Raw genomic sequence first — 25,118 nt, 5'->3', positions numbered from 1 at the left:
AGCAGGGGATAGGGGGGATTGCGGGGACAGCGGCTTGACGGCGGCGCCCAGCCGCGTGCTGTATCTTGCCCCTGATCGGCGCCCTATTCGCCCGTTTGATTGTTTGTGAGGTTGCACCACGTGTCGGAAGACGTATCGGACGCCCCGGCGGGCTTCGCCAAGGAACAGCTGAAATCCTTCATCGAGCGCGTCGAGCGCCTTGAGGAAGAAAAGAAGGCGATCGCCGACGATATCAAGGACGTATTTGCCGAAGCCAAGGCCAATGGCTTCGACGTGAAGGCGCTGCGCGCCATCCTGAAGATTCGCAAGGAAGACGTGGACGAGCGCAAGGAACACGAAGCGATCGTCGACCTCTACATGCAGGCACTCGGCATTTTCTCCTGAGGCCCAGCAGGCGCGGGATGACGCGCCGCAAACCTTGGCGCATGACCGGGCGCGTCCCGGTCAAGGGCGCGCCGTTTCAGGCCACGCCCAGGCGGTGCCGGCCCGGCGGCTTGACGGCGAACGCTGGCTTATCCGCGTTCGGATCGCAGCAGGTCGATCTGCAACTTGATGCAATCGCTGCGATAAACGATATCGGCCACATAGATGGCGATATTCTTCGCATCCACCACCACGCAATGGCTCTCGACCGTCGCCGCGCCGAGCGGAATCTTCATGAGATCCGCGACCGTCGGATCGGCGCTGCCGATGATCAGCGTCTGATGGGCGTCCTTCACCTTGACCTTCTTCAGACCGGCAAGCGCGGGCAAGGCCGGGCCCGTGAGAAAGATATCGCGGTCCATCTCGAAGACATGGCGCGCGAGCAGAAGGTTGACGATGGAATAAGGCTGGTCGTCACGAAATTGAAGACTTTTCAACGAGACGTATTCGGACGCAAGCTCGCCATCCTCCGGCTTCAGGAGCGGCGGCGGCACGTTTTCGGTCAAGGTGATGGGCCTCGGCACATTTTCCTTCACCGACGCGATCAAACTCGCCCAGGTGGTCTCCAGCTTCAGCCAATGGCGGTCGGGCACCACGCTGGAGACGAACGTGCCCCGCCCCTGGCGCGCGCTGACAAGGCCTTCATCCCGCAGCATTTCCACAGCCTGGCGCACGGTGACGCGCGCGACCTGGAACTCCTCTTCCAATTCTTCCAGGGTGGAAATCTTGTCGCCGATGGCCCAATGCCCCGCCTGGATCCGCTGCCGGAGCACCGATGCGACCTGGATGTAGAGCGGCACGCGGCTTCGATCGTAGGCTGCCGATAGTTTGGACTTTGTTTGCATAAAGGACCATCAGACTCGGCGGCGTTCGAGCAGAAACCGTCTCCACTTCACGCCTGAGATTGCAGTTTAGCCCCACGACGCGCAAAGGTGAATAGGGGAGTGCCTGCGACTTGTGCATATTAGCCCATCTTGTCGCGCTGGGCATAGAATTACCGAGGCGCACGCCATACCAGAACGCGCGCAGGATTAAGGCACAGCCAGTTGCACAGCAACACCGCCGCTAATTATCAAAGACCTTTCGTCTTTAATACTCAAACTCGATAAAACTATTATTATTTTATGTATATCTGATATATTATTTCGTTTTTAAAGAAAATATACAACAAATGATAGACAATAATAATATAAATTCTTAGAATATCAGAAGTTCAAACGATTTGGTGTGTCATGGCCTCTTCTCTGTCCAACCAGCGCGCAGATCTGGATGCCTTCGACCTCGCCATACTTACTATTCTTCAACGGGACAACACCACGCCCCAGCGCACCATTGGGGAGCGTGTGAACCTCTCGGCGGCCGCCGTGCAGCGGCGCATCAAGCGGATGCGCGAAACCGGTGTGATTGAAGGCGATGTCACCATCCTCAACCCCGCCCGCGTCGGCCAGCCGCTCACGCTGGTGGTGGAGGTCGTGGTGGAAAGCGAACGCATTGATCTCGTGGACGCCGCCAAGGCCAATTTCGTCCGCTGCCCGGAAGTGCAGCAATGTTATTATGTCACTGGCGACGCAGACTTCGTGCTGATCGTCACCGTCCCGACCATGGCGGATTATGAAGATCTCACCCGCCGCCTGTTCTTCGAGAACAGCAATATCAAGCGATTTCGCACGCTTGTTGTGATGGACCGGGTCAAGACCGGGCTCACCGTGCCGCTGGAACGGTGAGGCGGCAAGGATCTTGGCGGCATCTGCGCCCCGCCGCCGGTCCCGTCTTATCCTGCTATTCTGCGCCATAGCTCTTTCAGCCGCGACAGGATCACCGAATACACTAGCGAGCCGGCGTTAAGCTCTGTCACCACGGGCGCCGCCGGTGCACCCTCGCCCTGGCCGAGCCGCGCTTCCAGGTTTTGCACGAACGCCGACACCAGCCGCCCGGCGATATCCTGAACAAGGCCGGAGCGGCCGAACTGGGCCAGCATGCCGGTCAGCGTATAGCCGATGCTCACGTCCACCCGGGTCGCCCGGCCATCCTCGACCGGCGTCAGCGTGTAGCCGATGAGCCCACGCGTCGCCGAATTGCTGCGTGTGTCACGCCCGCTGCCGGAAATGCGCCCGGCATGCCGGGCATCGTCGCGCGAGATGTCCGCCACGCCTTGGAATTCTGCCACCATGGGCCCGACCTTCACGCGGATCTGCCCTTCCACATGCTCGGGCGTCGGCGTGCCCACGAGCGACGCGCCCGGCAGGCAGGCGGCCACCTCGTCCACGCGGCCGAAGAAATCCCACACCACGTCCACAGGATGGGCGACGACGAAGCTTTGCGGAAAGCTGGTCTGGGGAACGAAGTCGGCATCGAGCTTGGCAGATTCACGCGAACTGGCCGCGCGCGGAACGGCCGGCGCGATCCGGGCGGGCGAGCTATCGGCGGCGTTGTCCGTGCCGCCGGCGAAGGCGCCCGCATGGCCTGAGCCGACCGGCCCGAGGGCGGTGCGCACGTCGGCCCGGGGCGCCGCGCCACGCGCCCTGCGCTCCGCGATCACCGTGCGGATCGCCCGCACGATGCCCACATAGCCGGTGCAGCGGCACAGGTTTCCGCTCATGGCGACGCGGATCTCATGCTCGCTGGCGTCGGGCATACGCAGTACCACGTCGCGGGCGGAAACGATCATGCCCGGCGTGCAATATCCGCATTGCAGGCCGTGTTCGCGCGTGAAGGCGGCCCGCAATTCGCTTGCCAGCTCGTCGTCGTTGAGCCCTTCGATGGTGGTGACCTGCGCATTCTCGCACGCCACTGCATAGGTGATGCAGGAGCGCACCGGCTCGCCGTCCACGATGACGGTGCAAGCGCCGCACACGCCGTGTTCGCACCCCAGGTGCGTGCCGGTGAGATCATGCGAATCGCGCAGGAAATCGGCGAGGTTCGTGCGCGGCTCCACCTCCGCGCGCAGGGGGCGGGAATTGACGGTGAGGGAAACCATGCTCATGCCGCGTCCGCCTGCTCGAATGCGCGGCGCAGCGCCACCGCGTGTGTCCGGCGATCCAGCACATCGCCCATGCCGGCGGCCTGCGCCACCGCTTCCGCCGCGCCCGTGGAGAAGCCTGTTTCGGTGAACAGCGCCGCGCGGTCGGTCACGAGGATGGGCCGCGTCTCGGTCGCACCCATCACCGCGCGGAACACGCCACGGTCTGGGTCCACCAGCACCGCACCGATGGCGTGGGCGAACTCGCCGGTCTTGCGGCAGCTCTTGAAATAGCCCCATCGGGCCGAGGCGCTGCATTTGGGAATGCGCACCGCCTCCAGCAATTCACCGGGATTGAGATCGGCGGCGAGCGCGCCGAGCATGTAGTCCTCCACCGCCAACTCGCGCACACCGGAGGGCGCGCGCAGAATCACCCGCGCGCCCACGGCGGACAGGATGGAAATCCAGTCGGCGGAAGGGTCGGCGTGGGTCAGGCTGCCGCCCACCGTGCCGCGGTTGCGCACCGCACGATAGGCAATGCCGCGTGCCACACCCGGCAGTGCGCCGGCGGTGACGTCCGGCACGCGGCGATCCTCGAAATCGGCATGGGTCACGCAGGCCCCGACGACGATGTGGTCCGCATTGTCCTCGATGCGCTTCAGGGCGGGGATGGCGGTGATATCCACCAGCAATTCCGGCTGAACGAGGCGCATGTTGAGCATGGGGCCGAGCGACTGGCCGCCGGCGATGATCTTCACCACCCGCCCCTCGTCCTGCATCAGGGCCAGGGCGGCGCCGATCTCGACCGGGCGCTCGTAATCGAAACGGACGGGCTTCATGCCACGCTCCCGGCGAGTTGGGCGCGTTTGGCCGCCTCGATGGCTTCCAGGACGCGGCGCGGCGTGATGGGCGAATGCAGCAGTTCGGCGCCGATGCCCTTCAGCGCATCGTTCACCGCATTGCCGATGGCGGCCGGCGGCGCAATGGCGCCGCCCTCGCCGATGCCCTTCACCCCGAATTCCGTATAGGGGGCGAGGAATTCCATATGATCGAGCCGGGGCTCGGGGACTTCGGTGGGACCGGGCAGGAGGTAATCCGCGAAGGTGGAGGCGAGCGGCTGCCCCGAGGCGTCGAACTGCATTTCCTCGTAAAGCGCGGTGCCGATGCCTTGGGCGAGGCCGCCATAGATCTGGCCGTCCACCACCATGGGGTTCACCAGCTTGCCGCCGTCCTCGACGATCACATAGTCGAGGATCTCGATGTCGCCGAGTTCGGGATCCACGGCGACCAGGACCACATGGGCGGCATAGGAGAAGGTGCCGGTGTCGCGCACCGGCTTGTAGCCGATGGTGGATTCAAGGCCGTGGGGGTCGATCCCGGCGGGCAGGTCCTGCGGGCGGCGATACCAGGTGTGGGCGATCTCCTGAAGGCTCACCGAGCCCGAAGGGGCGACCGCGAACCCATCCTTGATGACCACCTCGGCCGGATCGGCCTGAAGCAGATGGGCGCCGATGCGCGCCGCCAGCGCCGCCACTTCCTTGCAGGCGGTGGCCACCGCTCCGCCCGCCATCACCATGGAGCGCGAGCCCCAGCTTCCGGTGGAATAGGGCGTGTATTCGGTGTCGCCGTGCACCAGCTTGATGCGCGCGGTATCTATGCCGAGCACTTCGTGCGCGACCTGGGCGAAGGTGGTTTCCATGCTCTGGCCGTGGGAATGCACGCCCACGCGCAATTCCAGGCCGCCGTCGGGCGTCATGCGGGCGGTTGCCTGCTCGTGACCCGGCACCATGGGAATGCCCCAGCCGGAATAGACCGAGGTGCCGTGGGCGCCCTGCTCGCAATAGATGGAATGGCCGATGCCGATCAGCCGGCCATCCGCCTCGCCCTTCGCCTGGCGCGCGCGCACGTCGTCAAGCCGCGCCATGGCGATGGCACGATTCAGCGCCTGGGGATAATCGCCGCTGTCGAAATGCTTCTTGGTGATGTTGTCGAACGGCATCTGCTCCGGCCGCACGAGGTTCTTCAGCCGCAATTCGTGCGGCTCCATGCCGATCTCGCGGGCGATGGCGTCCAGAACCAGTTCGAGCGCGAAGCACACGCCGGTGCGCGCCACGCCGCGATAGGGCAGGATCGGGCATTTGTTGGTGGCGACCGACCAGGTGCGGCAGCGATAGGACGGGAAATCGTAGGGGCCGGGCAGGATGCTCACCACCTGCGCGGCCTCCAGGCACGCCGAGAAGGGATAAGAGGAATAGGCGCCGGAATCGACGATGGCCTCGCAGTCGATGCCGCGCAGCGTCCCGTCGCGATCCGCATAGGCGGTGATGGAATAATGATGCTCGCGGCAGTTGGCACCGGCGGTCAGGCTCTCGCGCCGATCCTCGATCCAGCGCACGGGATGGCCGAGGCGCATTGCGAGCCAGCCGAGGCAGATGTCTTCCGGCAGCAGGATGCCCTTGTAGCCGAAGCCGCCGCCCACGTCGGGGGAGATGATGCGGATCTGCTCCTGGTTCAGCCCCAGGCATTCGGCAAGGCCGTTGCGCACGATATGGGGCATCTGGCTGCCGGTGTGGAGAACCAGCTGTTCCTTGCGATGATCCCAGTGCGCCACCGTCCCGCGTCCTTCCATGGGCGCCATGCTCTGGCGCGCGGTGGAGAGGGTGCGGGTGATCTTGATGGGGGCATCGAAGGCCTTCTCGATGTCCACTTCCATGAAGCTTTCGAGAAAGACATTGTCGCCCCAATGCTCGTGCACGAGCGCGCTGTCGGGATCTCGGGCCTTCACCATGTCGTGGACGGCGGGGAGTTCCTCCAGATCCAGCTCGATGGCGGCGGCGATGTCCTCGGCCTGGGCGCGGGTGTCGCCGACGCACACGGCGAGCAGCTCACCCACCTGGCGCACCTTGTCGGTGGCGAGCGGCCATTGTTCGGACACCTTGAAGCCCGGCAGGGTGGTGACGGCGCGGATCGGCTTTACCCCCGCCAGATCCGTGGCGTTGAAGGCCCGGCCACGGCAGTCCTCGGGAATGTGCACGCCATGGACGCGGGCGTGGGCGAGCGGGCTGCGCACGAACGCAACGTCCTTCAACCCCGGCAGGCGGATATCGGCCACGAACTGACCGCGGCCGCGCAGGAAGCGATCATCCTCCTTACGCGGGAGACGCGCCCCGACACCCTGCTTCGTCATCCCTTATTCCCCGGTCGCTCTTGAAAATTCGCGGCATGCGCCATCATGGGCGGAGGCCGCGCTTTTGAAACGCCACCGGGAAGCCGGGGCGCGGCAGCCAAGACGGGGCATCGACGGTGTCAGGCGCTGGCCCGCCGATGCCCCGCCCCCGAAAGGGATGGGGGGTCAATCTCACCCCTTCCGGATCAATGGACCACTTCAACCTTGCCGTTGACGATCTTCACGACATAGGTGGCCGGGCTGCTCTGGCCGCTCTCACGTCCCTCGGGGCCAGCCTTGGCGAACACGATCTTGCCGTTGAGGCCGGGCACTTCCACCTTCCACAAGGCTTCGGTGATCTTGGCCGGATCGGCGGCGCCGGCCTTGGTGATGGCGGCGGCGATCACATTGATGCCGTCATAGCCCCGGAAGCTCTCGGTAAGGCCGGCCACGGGATAGCCCTTCTTCTTCCAGGCTTCCACGAACGCCTTGGCGCGCTCCGGATAGGGCGTCGCTTCAGGCGACCAGGGGGTGAAGAACAGCAGGTGATAGGTGCCGTTGGCGGCGGTGCCGGCCTGTTCGGCGAGTTGGTCGGGGCTCTGCGATCCGCCGGTGGTGATGATCTGCTTGTTGAGGCCAAGCGCCTGGGCCTGCTTCAGCACCAGGGTCAGCTGCTCGACGGCGGTGGTGACGATGAGGGTATCGCTGTCCGACGCCTTGATCTTGGCGAGCTGGGCGCTGAGATCCTGCGCGCCCTGGTCCATGGTCTCGACCGCGCCGACCTGGATGCCCTTGTCCTTGAACATGGCCGAGAAGTCGCTGGCGGTGCCGCGGCCCCAGTCGTTGTTCACCACCAGGAAGTCGGCCTTCTTGATCTTGAAGCCGTCGATCACCTTGGCGAAATTCTGCGCTTCCAGCGACGAGGGGGCGGAAATGCGGAATACGTAGGGATTGCCCTGGACCGTGATCTTGGAAGAGGAGGAGGTCTCCACCACCATCGGCACGTTATACTGCATCAGCTTGGGCATGACGGCGAGGGTGAGGCTGGAGCCCCAGGCGCCGAGCATCACCGGCACCTTGTCGCGAACGATCAGCTTCTCGGCGACTGCGGCGGCTTCGGTGGGATTGCTCTTATTGTCCTCGATGATGAGGTTGAGCTTCTTGCCGAGCACGCCGCCCTTGGCATTGATCTCCTCGGCGGCGAGCTTGGCGCCGTCGGCGACGAAATTGCCGGAGGCGGCAAAGGCCCCGGTCAACGGCATGTTCACGCCGATGGAAATGTCCTGCGCCGCCGCGGGCAAGGCGAATGCCACGGACAATCCCAATGCGCAGGCGGCAGATGTCAGAAATCCGAATTTTAGCTTCACCATCTCACCTATCCTCTGAAGGGGGTTATTTTTCGTTGTTGAAGCAATGGCATCATCTTGCTGCGATGAACATGCGCGAAAGGCCCATATAACGCGCGTGAATGACGCGCGAGCGGAGCGGAGACTTTCCGAAATCAACTCCGGGCGTCAATCATTCTATATACCATCAGATAGGAAAACTCCTCCTGTCAAGGCTCTCTTGCGAAATCGCTCGGCGGGGCGCAGCATTTTTTTGCCGCATCCATTGTACCGGGCTCCGCAGCGTCAAGACCATGGGCCGTAAAAATGGCGCCGGCTCTGGATTTTCCGGCCTTCGCGCGCCCTGTCAGCGGGGCTGAAAAGGCGATTGAAGAATTGAGTTGTCTTATCATTCTGTTTATAGCACCATTTGCCGTATCGAGATCGAATTTGCCGGCAGAAACGTCTTACACGAATCCGCCAACGGTTTGATTCAACATCAAAATCAGGAATACTGCCCATGCCCGGCGACGCCAAGCCCATCATTGCCATCCTCGGGGGAACGGGCGATCTCGGTTCCGGCCTCGCCAAGTCCTGGGCGGCCGCCGGCTATGAGGTGGTGATCGGCTCGCGCAGCGCCGAAAAGGCCGCAGAAGCCGCAGCCGCTCTCGGCGCCTCGGCGCGCGGTGACGACAATGTGGGCGCCGCGCGCGCCGGTGATATCATCGTCCTCGCGGTGCCGTTCGCGAGCCACGAATCCACGTTGCTGGACGTGCGCGAGGCGGTACAGGGCAAGATCGTGGTGGATGCCGCCGTGCCCCTGGTGCCGCCCAAGGTTTCCACCGTTCAATTGCCGGCGGAAGGTTCGGCGGCGCAGATCGCCCAGGGCCTGCTGGGCGAGGGCGTGCGCGTGGTGTCCGCCTTCCACAATGTGGGGGCAACCAAGCTGCACGGCGGCGGCAAGGCCGATTGCGACGTGCTGGTGTTCGGCAATGACAAGGACGCCCGCGATCAGGTGATCGCGCTTGCCGGCGTGGTTGCGACGCGCGGCATCGACGGCGGTGTGCTCGCCAATTCCGCCGCCGCCGAGGCGTTGACCTCGGTGCTGATCGGCATCAACCGCCGCTACAAGGTGCCGGGCGCGGGCATCCGCATCACCGGCCTCGACATTCCCGCCGTCGGCTGACCGCATGGCCGCGCCCGCGCTTTCCCTGCACGCCGTGCCGGGGCTCCCCCTGGTGGAGCCCGGCGACGACCTTGCCGGCCTGCTTGGCGCGGCGCTGGAGGCGAGCGGGCTCGGCCTTGAGGATGGCGACATCCTGGTGGTGGCGCAGAAGATCGTTTCCAAGGCAGAGGGCTGCTACCTGGCCCTTGCCGACGTGGTGCCCTCGCCCCGCGCCGTCGAGATCGCCGCCCGCCTGCGCAAGGACCCGCGCCATGTGGAGGTGGTTCTCGGCGAATCCACACAGGTCGTGCGCGAGGGGCCGCATGTTCTGGTGGTCGCCCACAGGCTCGGCTTCGTCATGGCCAATGCCGGCGTGGACGAATCGAACATCGACCATCAGGACGGCCCGCGCGTGCTGCTGCTGCCACGCGATCCCGACGGCTCCGCCGCCGCCTTGAAGGCCCGGCTCGACGCGCGCTTCGGCGTGGCGGCGGGCATCGTCATCAATGACAGTTTCGGCCGTCCCTGGCGCAACGGCATTGTCGGCGTCGCGATCGGCGCGGCCGGCGTGCCGTCCCTGGTGGACATGGTCGGCGCCCCGGACCTGTTCGGTCGCGCCATGCGCGTAACGGAAATCGCGGTGGCGGACGAACTCGCCTCCGCCGCCTCCCTGCTCATGGGCCAGGGCGACGAGGGCCTGCCCGCCGTCCTGGTGCGTGGCTATCGGCGCGCCGCGCCCGAACAGTCCGCCGCCGCCCTCATCCGCCCCCGCGAACGCGACATGTTCCGATGAATGCTTCCCTCCCCCCGCCCCGCTCCGGTTCCATCGTCGCCCTATGCGGCGGCGTCGGGGGCGCAAAGCTTGCCCTCGGCCTGGAACGGGAATTCGGCGCGCGTGTCTCGCTGGTGGTGAATACAGGCGATGATTTCGAGCATCTCGGGCTTGCCATTTCCCCCGACCTCGACAGCGTGCTCTACAAATTGAGCGGGCTCAGCGACGAGGTGCGCGGCTGGGGGCGTGCCGACGAGAGCTGGAACTTCATGGCGGCGCTGGGTGAAATGGGCGCGGAGACCTGGTTCCAGCTGGGCGACCGCGACCTCGCGCTGCATGTGGAGCGCACGCGACGGCTGCGGGGCGGCGAGAGCCTCACACAGGTCACCTTGTCGCTGTGCGCCCGGCTCGGCATCGCTGCCCGCCTCCTGCCCATGAGCGACGCGCCGGTGCGCACGCTGGTGCATACGGACGAGGGCACGTTGCCGTTCCAGCGCTATTTCGTCGAACGCCGCTGCGCGCCCGCCGTGACCGGCTTCACCTTCGAGGGGGCAGGCGTCGCCCAGCCCACGTCCGAAGTGCTGGCCGCGCTCGCCGCCCCGGACCTGCGCGCCGTGGTGATCTGCCCGTCCAATCCCTATCTCAGCATTGATCCCATCCTCGCCATTCCCGGCCTGCGCGCGGCGCTTGCGGCCGTGCGGGCGCCTGTGGTGGCGGTCTCGCCCATCATCGGTGGGCAGGCGATCAAGGGGCCGACCGCCAAGATCATGGCGGAGCTGAAGGTCCCCGCCACCTCGGCCGCCATCGCCGCCCATTACGACACGCTGATCGACGGCCTCGTGATCGACACGGCCGACGGCGACGAGCGCGCCCGCATCTCGACGCCGGTCGCCGCCGTACCCACCTTGATGAAAACCGCCGACGACAGCGCGCGCCTGGCACGAGACGTGCTGCGCTTCGCCGATGCGCTGGCCAGCGCCGGCGCGGTCATCCATGCCGAACGGGAGGCGGTGGGCCCATGAACAAGCATGTTCCGGCAAGCGATTTTCCGCTCCGCGCCGATCTGTGGGCGCTGGTGCCGGTGAAGCGCTTCGCACTCGCCAAGCGTCGCCTTGCGCCCGAGCTTTCCCCGACCGAGCGCGCATCGCTCGCCAAGGCCATGCTGCGGCACGTGCTCGGCGTGCTCGCCGGATGCCGGGGGCTTGCCGGCATCCTCGTCGTCACCAGCGATCCGGAGGCGATGACGCTCGCCCGCGCGTTCGGCGCCCATGTGCTGCCCGACGCGGTGGAGGAGGGCACCAATGCCGCCGTGCGCGCCGGGATGGCCGCGCTCGACCGTGCCGGCAAGGGCGGAGTGATCGTGGTACCCGGCGATGTACCCGGCATCACGCGGGCGGAAATGGATGCGGTGATGGACGCCCTCGCCCGCGCAAGCGTGGTGCTGGTGCCGGCAACCCGGGACGGCGGCACCAATCTGCTCGCGGCGCGCCCGCCCGCCCTGATGGCGCCGAGCTTCGGGCCCTCCAGCTTCGCCCGCCACCTGGAAAGCGCGCAGGCCACCGGCAGCGCGCCCTGCGTGCTGCATCTGCCCGGCCTCGGGCACGATATCGACGTGAGCGCGGACCTGGCTGCCCTGCCCGCCGCGCTGATGCCCGCGCCATTTCCTGTGCGAGCCCGCCCCGGTGCGGCTCAGCCCCTGCCCTCGCCGCTTGAGGAGCCCTTGCCCCTATGATCGCGCCCTCCGTTCTCGCCGACCTTTCCGTCGGCGCCCGCCTCACCCCCGAACAGGCCTTCGCTCTGGTGGGCATGAGCGATCTGTCTCCGCTGCTCGAAGCGGCGGCGCAGCGGCGCGACGCGGCCCACGGCCATTACGTCTCCTATTCGCGCAAGGTGTTCATTCCGCTCACCCAATTGTGCCGCGACGTCTGCCACTACTGCACCTTCGCCCACGCGCCGCGAAAGGGCGAGCGCGCCTTTCTCTCCCGTGAGGAAGTGCTGGCGATCGCCCGCGCCGGCCAGAAGGCGGGCTGCAAGGAGGCGCTGTTCACGCTCGGCGACAAGCCGGAATTGCGCTACCAGTTCGCCCGCGACGCGCTGGCCGAACTCGGGCACGCGACCACCCTCTCCTATCTCGCCGAGATGGCGGAATTGGTGTTCCGCGAAACCGGGCTGCTGCCCCATGTGAACCCTGGCCTGCTGACCGCCGAGGACGTGGCGGCGCTGCGGCGGGTGTCCATCTCCCAGGGCATCATGCTGGAGAGCACCTCCGAGCGCCTCCTCGCCAAGGGCGCGGCACACCACGGCTCGCCCGACAAGATTCCGGCGGCACGGCTTGAGACCATGCGCATCGCCGGCGAACAGGGCGTGCCATTCACCAGCGGCATCCTGATCGGTATCGGCGAGACGCGGGCCGAGCGCATCGAGGCGCTGCTGGCGCTGCGCGATCTCAACGACACCTATGGGCATATTCAGGAAATCATCGTCCAGAATTTCCGCCCCAAGCCTGGCACCCGCATGGCCCATGTTGAGGCGCCCTCGCTCGACGAGCATGTGTGGACCATCGCCATGGCGCGCCTGCTGTTCGAACCGGAGATGAACATCCAAGCGCCGCCCAATCTCAGCCCCGGCGCGCTCAGCAAGCTGGTGGCCGCGGGCATCAATGACTGGGGCGGCGTTTCGCCCGTCACGCCGGACCATGTGAATCCGGAAGCGCCCTGGCCGCATCTGCGGGTGCTGGAATCGGCCACGAAAGCCGCCGGCAAGGTCCTCACCGAACGGCTCGCCATCTATCCCGCCTTCGCCGCTCATTCCCGTCGCTGGGTGGACGAGGGGCTGCGCACCAAGCTGCTCGACCTGATCGACGGCGACGGTTGGCCGCGCGCCGACGACTGGTGCCCCGGCTCCACCGACCGCCTCCCGGCGAAGGAAGGCGCGCTGCTCAAGCCGTCCGCCCCCGCCAGCACCGACGGCGCGCTCACCCGCATTCTTGACCGGGCGGTTGCGGGCATCGCGCTCGAGGAAGCCGAGATCGTGCGCCTGTTCCGCGCGCGGGACGAGGAATTCACCGCCGTGTGCCGCGCCGCCGACGACCTGCGCCGAAAGGTGAACGGCGACACGGTAAGCTATGTCGTCACGCGCAACATCAATTATACCAACATCTGCTATTTCAAATGCCAGTTCTGCGCCTTCTCCAAGGGCAAGCTGAGCGAGAATCTGCGCGGCCGCCCCTATGACCTCGAGATGGAGGAAGTGGCGGACCGGGTGCGAGAGGCCTGGGCGCGCGGCGCCACCGAAGTGTGCATGCAGGGCGGCATCCACCCTTCCTATACCGGCCAGAAATACCTGGATCTGTGCAAGGTGGTGAAGGATGCGGTGCCGCAGATGCACATGCACGCCTTCTCGCCCTTGGAGGTGAGCCAGGGGGCCAAGACCCTGGGCGTTCCGATCCCGGATTTCCTCGCGGCGCTGAAGGAGGCGGGGCTTTCCACCTTACCCGGCACGGCGGCGGAGATCCTCGACGACGAGGTGCGCGCCCATCTGTGCGCCGACAAGATCAACACCCAGGAATGGCTCGACGTGATGCGCGCCGCCCATTCGCTCGGCCTGCGCTCAACCGCCACCATCATGTATGGCCATATCGAGCGCTATGAGCATTGGGCGCGCCATCTCATCCGCGTGCGCGATCTGCAGATGGAGACCGGCGGCTTCACCGAGTTCGTGCCGCTCCCGTTCGTCCACATGGAAGCGCCAATCTATCTGAAGGGGCGATCCCGCAAGGGGCCGACCCTGCGGGAATCGCTGCTGATGCATGCGGTCGCCCGGCTCGCGCTGCATCCGCACATCACCAATATCCAGGCCTCCTGGGTGAAGCTCGGACCGGAGGGCGTGAAGCTCGCCCTCGCGGCCGGAGTGAACGACCTCGGCGGCACGCTGATGGACGAAACCATCTCCCGGTCCGCCGGCGCGAGCCACGGGCAGGAGATGACGCCCCGTTCGATGGAGATGATCATCCGCTCTGCCGGACGGGCGCCGCGCATGCGCACCACGCTCTATGACGACGCGCCCGCGCTGCATGGCGAGCGCGCCCGCAACGTGAATGCCCCCACCGCCTTGCAGATGGCCGCCCAAGCCTAAGAAAAACGCGCCTGGACGCCGGTTTCGCAGCAAAAAAGATTTGCCATTCCCCAAGCGTATTGTACTAATAATAGTATGATAATATGACCTTAGGTCGCCAGATCCGTTTCGGCGGGGGAGTTGTCTTGAGATGAGTGCAGCGCACGTACCCGGATCGGCTCCGGGCATCGTCAATGCTGAGCAGCGGCAGGCCGCGATCCGGCACATGCGGGACGCAGGCCTGAGCCTGCCGACCTTCGGCCAATTGGCCGATCCCTCGACCATTCCCGCCGCGCGCGTCGCCACGTTGGCGAACCTGGACCGCAACGCGCCCGACGGCGCCAATCTGTGGCGCATCCACTGGAACAATGCCGCCGACGGGCGCGGCACGGTTTCGGTTCCCGATCATATCGTGCTGCCCAGCGCCCTCACCGGCGTCGCCGCGCCGATCGTGGTGCTGCTAGGTGCGCGCTTCCCGCTGATCGGCGCACACAAGGTGCTGCCGGCCTATGCGGGCCTCGTGACGCAGCTCGTCACCGGCGCGTTCGATCTCTCCCACCATAAGGCGGTGTGGCCTTCCACGGGCAATTATTGCCGGGGCGGCATCGCGGTGTCGCGCATCATCGGCTGCGCCGGCGTCGCCGTGCTGCCGGCCGGCATGAGCCAGGAACGCTTCGACTGGCTGGAGAAGTGGGTCTCCGACCCCGCCCACATCGTGCGCACGCCGGGCACGGAAAGCAACGTCAAGGAAATCTACGACGCTTGCAATGAAATGCAGAAGGATGAGAGCAACGTCATCCTGAATCAGTTCTCAGCCTATTCGAACTATATGGTCCACCGCGCCGCCACCGGCGCCGCCTGCGCCAGCGTGTTCGAGAGCCTGAAGGCCGGCGCGCCGGGGAGCCGCCTCGCCGCCTTCGTCTCCGCAACCGGCTCGGCGGGCACCATCGCCGCAGGCGATCACCTCAAGGCCCTCTACGGCACGCGCATCGCGGCGGTGGAGGCGCTGGAATGCCCGACCCTGCTGGAAAACGGCTATGGCGAGCACAATATCCAGGGCATCGGCGATAAGCATATCCCGCTGATCCACAATGTGATGAACACGGATTTCGTCATCGCCGTCTCGGATCGGGCGAGCGACCGGCTGAACCTGCTGTTCGGCACCGAGGCGGGCCGCGCCTATCTTGCCGACCGCAAGAAGATCGACCCGGCGCTGATCGCCGCGTTCGACAATGTTGGCATTTCCGGCCTCGCCAACATCGTCGCCGCCATCAAGCTTGCCAAATACATGCGCTACGGCGCGGACGATGTGGTGGTGACCATCGCCACCGACGGCGCCGGCCTCTATGAGACCGAGCGCGCCTCTTATCTCGCCAAGCATTATGGCGGCAGCTTCGACGCCGTGGACGCGGCCGAAAGCTTCGCCTTCGCCATCGAGGCGGCCTCCACCGCCGACATGCTGGAACTGCGCGAAAGCGACCGGCGGCGCATCTTCAACCTCGGCTATTACACCTGGGTGGAGCAGCAGGGCATCGCCTTCGAGGATTTCGAACGCCGCAAGCATCAATCCTTCTGGGATGGCCTTGCCGCGCAGCTCCCGGTCTACGACCGGCTGATCGAAGAGTTCAATGCGGAAGTAAGCGCCTCCTAGCAAAGCAAAAGCTTCCAGGGACAAAAAGGAGACGAAGGTGACGGCATCAGGCGTGACGCCCTATGCGCAATTGCGCCAAGACCTCTCGCAGCGGGACAAGAGCCTGCGCGAGAAGGTGGTGACGCTGGAGGAGGCCGCCTCCTTCGTGCCGGATGGTGCGAGCGTGGGCCTCGGCGGCTCCACCATGTCGCGCACGCCCATGGCGATGATCTGGCAGCTCATGCGCGCCCGCAAGAAGGGCCTCACCTGCTCGCGCAGCATCATCTCCACCGACGGCGATCTGCTGTTCGGCTCCGGCATCTGCGACCACATCATCACCAGCTGGTTCGCCCAAGGCATCCTGTGGGGCCTTTCCAAGGTGATGCGTCACCATGTGGAGAACGGGAGCGCCAACTACGAGGAATGGAGCCACATGGCTGTCGGCATGCGGTTCCGCGCCGGCGGCATGGGCGTGCCCTTCTTGCCCATCCGCTCCATGCTCGGGTCCGACGTGCTGCGCATCCGCCCCGAGGCGAAGGAGATGGACTGCCCGTTCACCGGCGAAAAGCTGCTGCTGGTGCCCGCCCTGAACCCGGACGTGGCGCTGATCCATGTCCAGCGCTGCGATGCCTATGGCAATGCGCAGATGGACGGGCTGCAATTCATGGACATCGACCTCGCCATGGCGGCGAAGCGGGTGATCCTGACCACCGAGCGCATCGTCTCCAACGACCAGATCCGCCGCGCGCCCGACCAGACGAAGATCCCGTTCTTCTGCGTCGATGCGGTGGTGGAAGTGCCCTACGGCTCGGCCCCGCACGAATGCTACGGCCTGTACGAGCCGATGATGAAGCACATGTCCGAATATGTGGCGCAGGTGAACAAGGCGCCCGTCGAGGGCATGCGCGAATATTTGGAAAAATACGTCTACGGCCCCGCCTCCTGGAACGAATACCTCTCGCTCATCGGCCTTGAAGAAATCCTGGAAGCCAGCCAGCGCGGACGGAGCATCTACAATGACTGAGGCGCATCGCTACACGGCGACCGAAATTCTCGCCATCCTCAGCGCCCGCCAGCTCAAGGATGGGCAAGTGGTGTTCGCCGGCGTCGGCATTCCCCTGCTCGCCGCGACGCTGGCCCAGCGCCTGCGCTGCCCTGGCCTGACCATCCTGTTCGAGGGCGGCGTCGTGGGTGCGTTCGTGGAACCCGGCAAGCTGCCGCCCTCCACCAACGACCAGCGCTGCACCAAGCGCGCCAACATGGTGCTCGGCTCCACGGATGTGCTGCTGCTTCTGCAGCGCGGCTATGTGGACATCGGCTTCATGGGCGGCGCGCAGATCGACCAGTTCGGCAATCTGAACTCGTCGTTCATCGGCGATCCCGCCCACCCCAAGACCCGCCTGCCCGGCACCGGCGGCGGCAACGACATCTCCTCCCTTACCAACATGATCGTCGCCATGAAGCACGAGAAGCGGCGGTTCGTGGAGCAGGTGGACTTCATCACCAGCCCCGGCTTCATCCGCGGCGGCACCTCGCGCGCCGAAAGCGGCCTGCCGGCGGGCGGCATGTTCCGTGTCATCACCGAGCTTGCGGTGTTCGGCTTCGACGATGCCGAGCGGCGCATGAAGGTGCTCGCGCTCAACCCCGGCGTCAGCCGCGAGGAAGTGCAGGATAATACCGGCTTCGACCTGGTGTTCGATGCCCAGAGCGCGGTCACCGAGCCGCCGACCGAACACGAATTGTCGACCCTGCGGATGCTCGATCCCGAGCGCCTGTTCACCGCCTGACCTAACCCAAGTCAACGCGTTTTCTTCGCGAACTGGTATCCGGTTCGTTCGAAAGCGCTCCAGGGCCAATGGAGGAACAAGAATGACCATCCTGTCCAAGACCTTCGGGATCGCCTCGCGGAATTTCACCGCCTATCCGGAAATGCCGGATGCGCCCGGCCTCGTCGAGTACGGCGTGAAGTGCGAAGAGCTCGGCTACGATTCCATCTGGGTGTGGGATCACATGCTGCTCGGCGTCGAGCCGAACTTCCCCATCATTGATTCCTTGACCGTGCTGACCGCGATCGCCGCGCGCACCACCCGCATCAAGCTTGGCACCGGCATCCTGGTTCTGCCGCTGCGCAATGCGGTGGCCCTCGCCAAGCAGCTCTCCAGCATGGATCAGCTCTCCAAGGGCCGCATGGTGATGGGCATGGCGTCCGGCTGGTACAAGCGCGAATTCGATGCCATGGGCATCCCGTTCGAAAAGCGCGGCAAGATCATGGATGAAAATCTGGAGATCCTGAACCGCCTGTTCACCGAGGATAAGGTGGATGGCGAGTACATGTTCCATAAGATCTCCGCCGCGGTCATGTATCCCAAGCCCTATCAGCAGCCCCGCATGCCGATCCTCATCGGCGGCTATGTGGACAAGGTGTTGCAGCGCGCCGCCACCGTCGGCGACGGCTGGCTGACCTATTTCTACCGCCCCGAAGACTTCAAGAAGTCCTGGGTCAAGCTGCGCAACTTCGCCGAAGAAGGCGGCAAGGATCCCGACACCCTGCTCAATGCCTCCCAGCTTCCCATCATGGTCGGCGATTCCAAGGCTGCCGTGCAGGACGAAATGATGGATTGGCTGAACAAGGAATGGGATTTCCCGGCCTATAGCGACTGCACCCGCGAGAGCGCCATCATGGGCAATGTGGACGAATGCGTCGCCCAGCTTCAGGAGCAGATCGACGCCGGTGTGCAAAAGATCATCTTCGTTCCCTACAAGTATCGCCCCGACCAGGTCGAGGTGATCGCCAAGGAAATCATTCCCCGCCTCAAGGCCCTCTGAGGCGGTGCCTCAAGCCCCCGGGCCGGTCCCGGGGGCATTTTCTTTTGCAGTGGGACATCGCCGCGAGCCGGCGCAACGAGACCTTCCGGAGACAGAGCAATGAGCGACCCCAACCGTCAGGCCCTTCTGGACACGATCGACGCCAACCGCGACAAGGCGATCGCGTTCTTGCAGAAGATGATCACCATCCCGAGCGTGACCGGTGATGAAGCCGCGATCCAGGCCTTCCTCAACGACTACATGACCAATATCGGCCTTGACGTCGACATGTGGGAAACCGACTGGGAAGAGCTGAAGAAGCATCCCGGCTATCGCCCGGTCGATCGCGGCTATGAAAACCGCCCGAACATCGTCGCCACCTTCAAGGGCGCCGGCGGCGGGCGCTCGCTGCTGCTGAACGGCCATACCGATGTGATCCCCGTGGGCAACGGCGAAGGCTGGAGCGACAATCCCTGGTCCGGCTTGATCCGGGACGGGCGCATCTACGGGCGCGGCTCGGCGGACATGAAGAGCGGCGTCGCCAGCCACATCATGGCGGTGGAGTTCATGAAGGAACTCGGCCTCCAGCCCAAGGGCGACGTGTACATCAATGTCGTGATCGACGAGGAAGTCAGCGGCCACGGCACGCTCGATACCGTGATCCGTGGCTATAAGGCGGACGCCGGGATCTCCGGCGAGACCAGCGACCTGCATGTGCAGCCGGCCTGCATCGGCCGCATCTGGTTCGAGATCGAGATCAACGGCAAGCCGGCCGGCATCCAGCAGCGCTACAAGGGCATTTCCGGCATCACGCTCGGCAACAAGATCGCCGCCGCGGTGCAGGAACTGGAGGACGAGCGCGTCGCCACCGTCACCCATCCGCTCTATCCCAATGCGCTGGATTCCCTGCCCTGCATCGTCGGCAGCTTCCAGGCCGGCAATTATCCGAGCGCCTTCCCCGCCACCTGCCTGCTCAAGGGTTCGATCGGCACCGTGCCGGGCGAGGACCACGAGGGCGTCAAGCAGAGCCTGGTGAAGAAGATCGCCGAGCATGCCGCCCGCGACCCGTGGATGAAGGATCATCCCCCGGTGGTGCGCTTCGTGGGCTATGACGCGCAGGCCTCCGAAATCCCCCGCGACCATCCCATCGTGGACATCGTCAGCAAGACCTACACCGAGATTTCCGGCCACCAGCCGATCATCTCCGGTCGCCAGGGCGCGGCGGATACCCGCTTCCTGAACCTCTATGCCGATACGCCGACCGTGATCTTCGGCCCCGGCTCCACGGCCGTGATGCACTCGAACGACGAATATGTGTCGATCGAGGATTACATCACCGCCATCAAGGTGATGGCGCTGAGCATTTACGATTGGTGCGGCGTGGAGAAGAAGTGAAGCGATAAGCTTCCTCCAGCCCGAAATTCGGCGGCCGGTTCGAAAGGACCGGCCGTTTTCTTTTTGGGAGCGACCTGCGTCTCCCCTAAGCCTTCCACGCCCCTTGAAACCGCCGCCGTCCGCCCGACGCGCGCGCTCGGGCGGACGGCGGCATTCCCATAAGCGAAAACGCTTCTTCCCCTGCGGCAAACGCAAAAACATTGCATTTGCGATGGCAAATTAGAGCCCTGCGCCCTCTCGCCACACACTAACGTTGCGTGGAGAGCACAAGGACGCGGCATGCTTATTCCCAATGCACTTCCCGATCACAACCTTCCGCTGGACACGCGAGATGCCGACTGCCTGTCGATCGCGGCGGCGGACGAGGTGGAGCGCTTCCTCTCCCATCGACCCGAGCATGTGCCGACCAAGCTTCATGACCTGCCCGCCCTCGCCCGCGAACTGAAGGTCGCCTCCATCGCGGTGAAGGACGAGAGCACGCGCCTCGGGCTCGGCAGCTTCAAGGCGTTGGGCGGCTCCTATGCGGTGATCCGCCTGGTGCTGGAGGAAGCGAGCCGGCGCCTGGGCCGCGCCGTGGATATTTCCGAACTGCTCACCCCGGACATTCGCGCGATCGCGCAGACCATGACGGTGGGCTGCGCCACGGACGGCAACCACGGCCGCTCGGTCGCGGCGGGCGCGCAATTGGTGGGCGCGACGGCGGCGATCTTCGTGCATTCGGGCGTCAGCCCCGACCGGGTGGCGGCCATCGCCGATTTCGGCGCACGCATGATCCATGTGCCGGGCACCTATGACGACGCGGTGGAGGAAGCCGCGCGCAAATGTGCCGCCGAAGGCTGGATCGTCGTCTCCGACACCTCCTGGCCGGGCTACGAGCGCATTCCCGGCCTCGTCATGCAGGGCTATACCGCGATGATCCGCGAAGCGCTGGCCGCTATGCCGGAAAAGCCGACCCATGTGTTCATGCAGGCTGGCGTCGGCGGGCTCGCGGCCGCTGTCGCCGGACATCTGGCCGTGATTTATGGAGAGGCGCGTCCGCGCTTCATCGTGGTGGAGCCGGCCCGCGCCGCCTGCCTGTTCGAAAGCGCCAAGGCCGGCCAGTCGTTGAAGATCGAGGCAGGAACGCCCACCATCATGGCGATGCTTGAATGCTACGAGCCCTCGCTGGTGGCCTGGCGCATCCTGTCGCGCGCCGCCGATGCCTTCATGACCGTGGACGAGGCGGATGCGGAAGACGTGATGCGCCGTCTCGCCCGTCCCCTGCCGGGAGATCCGGCGATCGTCTCGGGCGAAAGCGGCGGGGCGGGCCTCGCCGGCCTCATCCGCGTGGCGAACAGCGAACACATGCGCACCCTGCTCGGCCTTGATGAAACCGCGCGCATCTTCGTCATCAACACCGAAGGCGCCACGGACGCCGGCCGCTACGCCGCCATTGTCGGCGCTCCGCCTGCAGGGATCGCCCGCGCATCTGGCGCAACGCAGGCTTCAGCGTAGAATTGCGTGTGCGTACCGCTGCGGGACTTGAAATCCCCGCTGCCACTCGTATTATTGTGCTAATAATAATACGTTTTAGTATCCCCGAAAGGGAACGTGCGAAAAACGAACTTTCTGCGAGGCTTTCTCTTCGCCCCGGGGCTATTCGACAGATAACCGGTGCGGACCGAGGCCTTTCGTTGAAGGTAGAACAACAACCGGCGCCGCTGCTTCGCAGCCAAGGACGCCGGGCACCTTCAGTGGGAAATTGACGGCGGGTCGGTCCTCCTCCTCCCTCAGCTTCTCCCGTTCAATGGGTTCCGCCCGCGCCGTGCGTCGTCTTGCACGCGCCCATGCGTCGTGCGGCGGAGCCCCCAATAGGAGCGCTCATGGACCAGTTGCTGCAACATGTCGCCAATGCCCTGATCATGGGCGGCACCTATGCCCTGCTCGGCATTGGGCTGACCCTGATCTTCGGCATCATGCGCGTCGTAAACTTCACCCATGGTGAACTCTACGCCCTCGGCGCCTACATGATGTATTTCGTGGCAAACATGCTGGGCCTGAACTTCTTCCTGGCCATCGGCTTTGCAATCTTCGCCGGGCTGGTGCTCGGCGCCCTCATCGAACTCATCCTTCTGCGGCCCAAGCGCACCGCCGACATCGACACCACCATGCTGCTCATGATCGGCGCATGGATCGTCCTGCAGAATGTCGAAACGCTCACCTGGGGCAGTGTTGCGAAGTCCATTCCCTCGCCGCTGCCCACAGAGCCGCTGGTGATCGGCCCGGTCTCACTCTCCTGGCTGCGCCTGCTGGTGCTGGGCCTCGCCCTGGCGCTGATCGCGGCGACCTATGCGCTGATCAACCGCACGAAGCTCGGCAAGGCCATGCGCGCCACCTTCCAGGACAGCAGCACGGCGGCGCTGATGGGGGTGAACATCAACCTCGTCTACACCATGACCTTCGCACTCGGATCGAGCCTCGCCGCGGCGGCGGGCGCTCTGCTCGGCCCGGTGTTCGTGGTGACGCCGACCATGGGCGACCTCGCATCGCTGAAAGCCTTCGCCATCGTTATTCTCGGCGGGTTGGGCAGCATCTCGGGGGCCACGATCGGCGGGTTCATCCTCGCGTTCGTCGAGGAATTGGGCGCCGGCTACATCTCGTCGGGCTATCGCGACGCCATGGGTTTCATCATCATCATCCTGGTTCTTCTGTTCCGGCCCACCGGCCTGTTCGCGCGCGTGGAGCGTATCGGATGAGACGCCTTCTTCCTTATCTCGTCATTCTCTTCTTCGCCTGCGTTCCGCTGTGGCTGAAGGACCAGTATTTCCTGCATACGCTGGTGGTCTCGGGCATCTTCATCCTGGCGGCGCTCAGCCTCAACCTGCTGCTGGGCTATACCGGGCAATTGAGCCTCGGCCACGTCGCCTTCTTCGGCATCGGCGCCTATGTCAGCGCGCTGACCACGCTCGGCTTCGAGGTCACGCTGTTCGGCCATACCTTCGTGCATGGGCAATGGCCGGCGGTGGTCGGCCTCCTGCTCGGCACCATTATCGCGGGGCTGTGCGGCTACATCATCGGGCGGCTGTCGTTCCGCGTGCGCGGCGCCTATTTCGTGATCGTCACGGTGAGCTTCGCCGAGGTGACACGCCTCGTCGCGCTCAATTGGGTTGAACTCACCAACGGCCCGCTCGCCTTGCCCGGCATTCCGCCGCTGACCCTCGGCTCCGACTTCACCGGCTACGTGACGCTCTGGGCCAAGTGGCAGAATTATTACGTCGTGCTGTTCTTCATCACGCTCGGCTACATCATCATCAAGCGGATCGTGAACTCGCCCTATGGGCGCGCAATGATCGCGCTGCGCGAGAATGAATCGCTGGCCATGTCGGTCGGCATCGACGTGACGCGCTACCTCGTGCTCGCGGCGATCATCTCGGCGGCCATGGCGGGCGCGGCCGGCGGGCTGTATGCCCATTATCTTCAGATCATAGATCCCATGATCTTCATGTTCCTCAACACGGTGACCATGGTGATCATGGTGATCACCGGCGGCAAGGGCACACTGGCCGGCCCGCTGGTGGGCGGCCTCATCTTCGGCATCGCGCCGGTGCTTCTGCGCGAATACGTGGGGCCGGAGGTTCAGTGGATCCTCTATGGCGTGTTGATGATCCTGATCGTCTTCATCCTGCCGCAGGGCATCGTGCCGGCGATCGAACGCTGGTTCTCGCGCCCTCCCGCCGCCCCTCAATCGCTTGCCCTGACCGAGAAGGGAGAGCAGGCATGAACGCTTTCGCGAAAGCCAAGATCGCTCTCTCCATCGAGCATGTGGCGGTGCATTTCGGCGGGCTCGTCGCCATCGCCGACATGAATTTCGACGTGCGCGAGGGCGAACTGGTCAGCCTCATCGGCCCCAACGGGGCCGGCAAGACCACCGCGTTCAACGTCATCACCGGGTTCTTGCGACCCACCAAGGGGCAGGTGACGTTTCGCGGCACCTCGCTCAATGGCCTCAAACCGCATCAGGTCACAAATCTCGGACTGGTGCGGACGTTCCAGCGCACCAGCGTATTCGACAAGAATACGGTGTTCGAGAATGCCCTGATCGGCCTGCACCGGCGCAACCGCGCCAGCCTGTTCGGCACCCTGCTGGGCCTGCCGAAGGAGAAGCGCGAGGAAGACAAGCTGCGCGAGGAGGCGTGGGAGATCCTGCGCGTCGTCGGCATAGATCATCAGGCGAACGAACTCGGCGGCAGCCTGCCCTATGGCGACCAGCGCCTGCTCGGCGTCGCCCTCGCGCTGGCGGCCAATCCCTCGGCCCTGCTGCTGGACGAGCCGGTTTCCGGCATGAATGCCACCGAGACCGCCAACTTCATCAAGATCCTCCAGAAGATCCGCGCGCGCGGCGTCACCATCCTGCTGGTGGAACACGACATGCCCATGGTGATGGGCATTTCCGACCGCATCGTCGTGCTCAACCACGGCCGCATCATCGCCGAGGGCCCGCCCAGCAAGATTCAGAGCGATCCCGAAGTGATCCGGGCCTATCTCGGCCAAGGGGTGAAGCATGCTTGAGATCCGCAACCTCGTCTGCCGCTATGGCAAGGTCACGGCCCTCAAGGGCATTTCCCTGAAGGTGGAACGCGGCCAGATGGTCGCGCTGGTGGGAGCCAATGGCGCGGGCAAGAGCACCACGCTGCGCTCCATCTCCGGCCTCGTTCCGGCGGCCGGCGGGCAGATCCTGTTCGACGGCGAGGACATCACCCGCGCCTCACCGGCGCGCATTCTCGGCAAGGGCATCGCTCACTGCCCGGAAGGCCGGCGGGTGTTCGGCCAGATGAGCGTCGCCGAGAACCTGGAGATGGGCTGCTTCCTGCGCTCCGACGGCAAGGGGATCGCCGCCGACATGGCGCACATCTTCGAGCAGTTTCCCCGCCTTGCCGAGCGTCGGCGCCAGATCGCCGGCACGCTCTCGGGCGGCGAGCAGCAGATGCTGGCCATCGGCCGTGCAATGATGTCGCGGCCGAAGCTGATCTTGTTCGATGAGCCCTCCCTCGGGCTCGCGCCCAATATCGTCGAGCAGGTGTTCGAGATCATCCAGACCATCCGCGCCGCGGGCACCACGGTGCTGATGGTCGAGCAAAACGCGTATGCCGCGCTGGAAATGTGCGACTATGCCTATCTGCTGGAGACCGGCACAATGGCGCTCGAAGGCACGGGCAAGGCGCTGATCGAGGACCCGCATGTGCATGAAGCCTATCTGGGCGGAGGCTTGTCGCATTAGCCACGCCGACACATCGCCGGGGCGGCGTCGCGCCCTGATCAAAATGCAGGCGGGCGCGCCGCGCCGGGCCTGCGCAAGAGGTCCTGTTTTTCTCGGAGGAGGCGATAC

22 protein-coding genes are annotated in these 25,118 nt (G+C 65.1%); 17 read left to right on the top strand and 5 right to left on the bottom strand.

The features are described 5' to 3' along the window. Positions 1-120: 120 nt before the first annotated feature. On the top strand, positions 121-384 hold the full coding sequence (locus V5F78_RS01480) for a DUF2312 domain-containing protein (RefSeq protein WP_348844337.1): 264 nt from the start codon (positions 121-123) through the stop codon (positions 382-384). A 128-nt stretch (positions 385-512) separates the two neighbouring features. On the opposite strand, the gene V5F78_RS01475 is transcribed toward V5F78_RS01480, so the two are convergent. After that, positions 513-1,223, bottom strand: a complete 711-nt coding sequence (locus tag V5F78_RS01475) for a GntR family transcriptional regulator (protein ID WP_394068791.1) — start codon at positions 1,221-1,223, stop codon at positions 513-515. Between the two features lie 432 nt (positions 1,224-1,655). Between V5F78_RS01475 and V5F78_RS01470 the strand changes: the two genes are divergently transcribed. After that, a complete protein-coding gene (locus V5F78_RS01470; RefSeq protein WP_394068789.1) occupies positions 1,656-2,147 on the top strand; it encodes an Lrp/AsnC family transcriptional regulator in 492 nt (163 codons plus the stop codon). A 47-nt stretch (positions 2,148-2,194) separates the two neighbouring features. On the opposite strand, the gene V5F78_RS01465 is transcribed toward V5F78_RS01470, so the two are convergent. The 4 genes from V5F78_RS01465 to V5F78_RS01450 all read right to left on the bottom strand — a co-directional run bounded on the left by V5F78_RS01465 (position 2,195) and on the right by V5F78_RS01450 (position 7,918). After that, entirely contained in the window at positions 2,195-3,406 is a 1,212-nt protein-coding gene (locus V5F78_RS01465; RefSeq protein ID WP_394068787.1) for a xanthine dehydrogenase family Fe-S subunit, read from the bottom strand. Next, entirely contained in the window at positions 3,403-4,221 is an 819-nt protein-coding gene (locus V5F78_RS01460) for an FAD binding domain-containing protein (protein ID WP_394068785.1), read from the bottom strand. Before V5F78_RS01460 ends, V5F78_RS01465 begins: the two co-directional genes overlap by 4 nt. Next, on the bottom strand, positions 4,218-6,569 hold the full coding sequence (locus V5F78_RS01455; protein ID WP_394068784.1) for a xanthine dehydrogenase family protein molybdopterin-binding subunit: 2,352 nt from the start codon (positions 6,567-6,569) through the stop codon (positions 4,218-4,220). Before V5F78_RS01455 ends, V5F78_RS01460 begins: the two co-directional genes overlap by 4 nt. Positions 6,570-6,754: 185 nt before the next feature. Then, on the bottom strand, positions 6,755-7,918 hold the full coding sequence (locus tag V5F78_RS01450) for an ABC transporter substrate-binding protein (RefSeq protein ID WP_394068783.1): 1,164 nt from the start codon (positions 7,916-7,918) through the stop codon (positions 6,755-6,757). 475 nt (positions 7,919-8,393) lie between these two features. On the opposite strand from V5F78_RS01450, the gene npdG reads away from it, so the two are divergent. The 15 genes from npdG to V5F78_RS01375 all read left to right on the top strand — a co-directional run bounded on the left by npdG (position 8,394) and on the right by V5F78_RS01375 (position 25,010). After that, positions 8,394-9,059 (top strand): NADPH-dependent F420 reductase, encoded by a 666-nt coding sequence (gene npdG, locus V5F78_RS01445; RefSeq protein ID WP_394068781.1) that lies wholly within the window; start codon positions 8,394-8,396, stop codon positions 9,057-9,059. Positions 9,060-9,063: 4 nt separating this feature from the next. Then, on the top strand, positions 9,064-9,831 hold the full coding sequence (gene cofE, locus V5F78_RS01440; protein WP_394068779.1) for a coenzyme F420-0:L-glutamate ligase: 768 nt from the start codon (positions 9,064-9,066) through the stop codon (positions 9,829-9,831). Further along, complete coding sequence (gene cofD / locus V5F78_RS01435) at positions 9,828-10,832, top strand: 2-phospho-L-lactate transferase (protein WP_394068778.1); 1,005 nt, start codon at positions 9,828-9,830, stop codon at positions 10,830-10,832. Before cofE ends, cofD begins: the two co-directional genes overlap by 4 nt. Continuing rightward, positions 10,829-11,542 (top strand): 2-phospho-L-lactate guanylyltransferase, encoded by a 714-nt coding sequence (gene cofC, locus V5F78_RS01430; protein ID WP_394068776.1) that lies wholly within the window; start codon positions 10,829-10,831, stop codon positions 11,540-11,542. Before cofD ends, cofC begins: the two co-directional genes overlap by 4 nt. After that, positions 11,539-13,944, top strand: a complete 2,406-nt coding sequence (gene cofH / locus V5F78_RS01425; RefSeq protein WP_394068774.1) for a 5-amino-6-(D-ribitylamino)uracil--L-tyrosine 4-hydroxyphenyl transferase CofH — start codon at positions 11,539-11,541, stop codon at positions 13,942-13,944. Before cofC ends, cofH begins: the two co-directional genes overlap by 4 nt. Positions 13,945-14,074: 130 nt before the next feature. Beyond that, a complete protein-coding gene (locus V5F78_RS01420) occupies positions 14,075-15,574 on the top strand; it encodes a pyridoxal-phosphate dependent enzyme (protein ID WP_394068772.1) in 1,500 nt (499 codons plus the stop codon). Between the two features lie 37 nt (positions 15,575-15,611). Then, the gene (locus V5F78_RS01415; RefSeq protein ID WP_394068771.1) at positions 15,612-16,577 is read left to right on the top strand and encodes a CoA transferase subunit A; all 966 of its coding nucleotides are present in this window, start codon (positions 15,612-15,614) and stop codon (positions 16,575-16,577) included. Next, positions 16,570-17,340 carry a CoA-transferase subunit beta gene (locus V5F78_RS01410; protein ID WP_394068769.1) on the top strand — a complete coding sequence of 257 codons (771 nt, stop codon included), beginning with the start codon at positions 16,570-16,572 and terminating at the stop codon, positions 17,338-17,340. Before V5F78_RS01415 ends, V5F78_RS01410 begins: the two co-directional genes overlap by 8 nt. A gap of 82 nt (positions 17,341-17,422) precedes the next feature. Further along, positions 17,423-18,379 (top strand): LLM class flavin-dependent oxidoreductase, encoded by a 957-nt coding sequence (locus tag V5F78_RS01405; RefSeq protein ID WP_394014138.1) that lies wholly within the window; start codon positions 17,423-17,425, stop codon positions 18,377-18,379. Between the two features lie 99 nt (positions 18,380-18,478). After that, positions 18,479-19,753 carry an ArgE/DapE family deacylase gene (locus V5F78_RS01400; protein ID WP_394068767.1) on the top strand — a complete coding sequence of 425 codons (1,275 nt, stop codon included), beginning with the start codon at positions 18,479-18,481 and terminating at the stop codon, positions 19,751-19,753. Between the two features lie 279 nt (positions 19,754-20,032). Then, positions 20,033-21,247, top strand: coding sequence for a diaminopropionate ammonia-lyase (locus V5F78_RS01395; RefSeq protein WP_394068765.1), 1,215 nt, complete (start codon positions 20,033-20,035; stop codon positions 21,245-21,247). A gap of 368 nt (positions 21,248-21,615) precedes the next feature. Further along, positions 21,616-22,488 (top strand): branched-chain amino acid ABC transporter permease, encoded by an 873-nt coding sequence (locus tag V5F78_RS01390; protein ID WP_394068763.1) that lies wholly within the window; start codon positions 21,616-21,618, stop codon positions 22,486-22,488. Then, complete coding sequence (locus tag V5F78_RS01385) at positions 22,485-23,513, top strand: branched-chain amino acid ABC transporter permease (protein ID WP_394068762.1); 1,029 nt, start codon at positions 22,485-22,487, stop codon at positions 23,511-23,513. Before V5F78_RS01390 ends, V5F78_RS01385 begins: the two co-directional genes overlap by 4 nt. After that, a complete protein-coding gene (locus V5F78_RS01380; protein WP_394068761.1) occupies positions 23,510-24,301 on the top strand; it encodes an ABC transporter ATP-binding protein in 792 nt (263 codons plus the stop codon). The genes V5F78_RS01385 and V5F78_RS01380 overlap by 4 nt, the downstream gene beginning before the upstream one ends. After that, on the top strand, positions 24,294-25,010 hold the full coding sequence (locus V5F78_RS01375) for an ABC transporter ATP-binding protein (protein WP_394068759.1): 717 nt from the start codon (positions 24,294-24,296) through the stop codon (positions 25,008-25,010). The genes V5F78_RS01380 and V5F78_RS01375 overlap by 8 nt, the downstream gene beginning before the upstream one ends. Positions 25,011-25,118 lie beyond the last annotated feature (108 nt).

It is taken from the genome of Roseixanthobacter glucoisosaccharinicivorans, assembly GCF_043195095.2.
In the GTDB taxonomy this organism is placed as follows: domain Bacteria; phylum Pseudomonadota; class Alphaproteobacteria; order Rhizobiales; family Xanthobacteraceae; genus NCEH01.
This window is presented reverse-complemented; position numbering and strand designations above follow the sequence as displayed.